This window comes from Arthrobacter flavus (assembly GCF_039526005.1).
GTDB classification, from domain to species: domain Bacteria; phylum Actinomycetota; class Actinomycetes; order Actinomycetales; family Micrococcaceae; genus Arthrobacter_D; species Arthrobacter_D flavus.
This window is the reverse complement of record NZ_BAAAIJ010000046.1, coordinates 1-1858: the sequence shown is the minus strand read 5'-3', so window position 1 is coordinate 1858 and position 1858 is coordinate 1. Positions and strand designations below refer to the sequence as shown.

At 56.3% G+C, this 1858-nt stretch carries 2 protein-coding genes; both read left to right on the top strand.

Features of this window, described 5'->3' with window-relative positions:
• Window positions 1-146 precede the first annotated feature (146 nt).
• The gene (locus tag ABD059_RS09970) at window positions 147-839 is read left to right on the top strand and encodes a hypothetical protein (protein WP_343879598.1); all 693 of its coding nucleotides are present in this window, start codon (window positions 147-149) and stop codon (window positions 837-839) included.
• A gap of 679 nt (window positions 840-1518) precedes the next feature.
• Window positions 1519-1858 (top strand): hypothetical protein (locus tag ABD059_RS09965; protein WP_343879596.1); only part of this gene is annotated, 340 nt, incomplete at its 3' end.

Here is a 1858-nt window from a genome sequence, read left to right as displayed (position 1 = left end):
GGGCCATTTACGGTTGACCTAGTCAATAGCCCGAATTTTTGAGGTAACGAGGCTCATTTCAGCTAACAGCCTGTATATTCACTTTATCCGGCTCACAACGATGTGATCGGCACAAAATCAATGGGGGAAAATTGAATACAAGAAGTATGCGTTTTGGGATAGCTCTATCGTTGACCGCCCTGGGAATTGGAAGTACCCCAGCAGTAGCCTTCGACAGCGCCCAGGCGCCCGATGCCGCAATCCACCTCGACTCACCCGCAGATGCGGGCGCCTGGATTTCCAGCGAGTTCTCGGACGTCGCGGCGAACGTAGACCTTGAGCTGCAAGAATTGGGAGCGATCGACTCAGGCCAGGACGTGATCCTAGAAGTCATTCCTGAAGCGGTTGCCGACAGCACGGCCGATCTGCCGCAGGCACCAAATGCCGAAGAATTCCCCGTCTTACCAACGATTGTGGTGAGCAGTGAACTTTCCCCGGCCGCACTTCCCGCGGATGCCAATCAGGTTTCGATTGGCATCGAGGGACTATCCACGGAATCAGCCATCAACACTGACGGACTTCGCGTGGCGGAAATCGACGGAGCAAATGATTTCGCCGCTGTACAGGCAAAGACCGATGGCGTCCAAATATTGAGAGTCATCGGCGATGCGCAGTCCCCAGTAGCCGCTGAGTACAGCGTCGATCTACCCGATGGTGCGGTGGTCTACCCCCTCGAAGACGGAAGCTTTGTTATCGAAGACAGCGAAGCGAACGGCTTGGGGATCATTCAGGTCCCGTGGGCTACCGACGCCGCCGGCGTCTCCGTTCCAACACATATTGCGTTCGAGAACGGCACCTGACTCAGTACGTTGATCACACCAGCGGCAACTATGAGTATCCAATCCTGGCCGACCCCTACTGGACGTACTCGCACACCGCCATTGCCAGGACCGGAAACGGGGCATATATCCCGGGGAATGAAACTGTAGCGCGTGCTAGCCGCGAGCTGAGCAGGTGCTTCAATTGCTCCTTCCCGATCTCGGGTGCACCGAGGAACTTCCCACTGGGAGGAAACCGATTTACTCTAAACGCCAGTCCGCTGACCTTCATCAACATTCCGGCTCCCGTTGAAATGGTGCGGAGTGCCGGCGCAACCAACTTCGCTCTAAGAGCAACACCAGGCCACTTTGATGGCGCAGGGTCAACGATCAGCTTCTCCTTCTACAAGCCATCGGGATGGCCTGTTCGTGTCGCGATCGCGGCCACGGTCATCACGGACAGAGGGGCGGTCGCGAATGCAGCCAACGCTCAAGCGGCGAAGATAAGGTGGACCCAGTTTGCCACCCAGCTTGTCCTAAATACCCGGAGCTACAGTTGAGTAAAATCTTGAACCCTCCAGTCGAAAGACACGCACGTCGCGCACTTTTGCTGTTACCCATAGCAGCGGTAACAGGCGCCGTTGTTGGCCCCCTCCAATACCTCCTGTTCTACTCCGGATCCGACTCTCCGGAGGTAACGAGTGGCATTACAGCGTTCAGCGTGATCACGGGAGCTGTGCTCGGAGTGATCATCGGAGGACTGGCTGGAGCTGTCGGCTATCTTCTTGCTCGGCGGAGCCACTTGGATGTGAAGGTGATAGCAATCGCCGTAACCCTCACTGTGGCCGCAGTCTGGGCATTCATCGTTTTCTATTCCGGGGCAGAATCAAGCAGCCCAGTGGGGGTAGCGGACTTGGTGATTCCTGTTTGCACCGCGCTGGCCGCAGGTTCATTCATCCTGCTCACCCAGCGCACAAAGTGGTTGGGTCCCCGTGTAGAAGTCCAGTGTTTGTGTGAGTTTCGTGTCCGAGAATGGACACAGGAGGAAATTCACGAATCAT

Coding starts and splice junctions, on each gene's coding strand:
- ABD059_RS09970 (WP_343879598.1), top strand. CDS start 147: ATGCGTTTTGGGATAGCTCTATCGTTGACCGCCCTGGGAATTGGAAGT.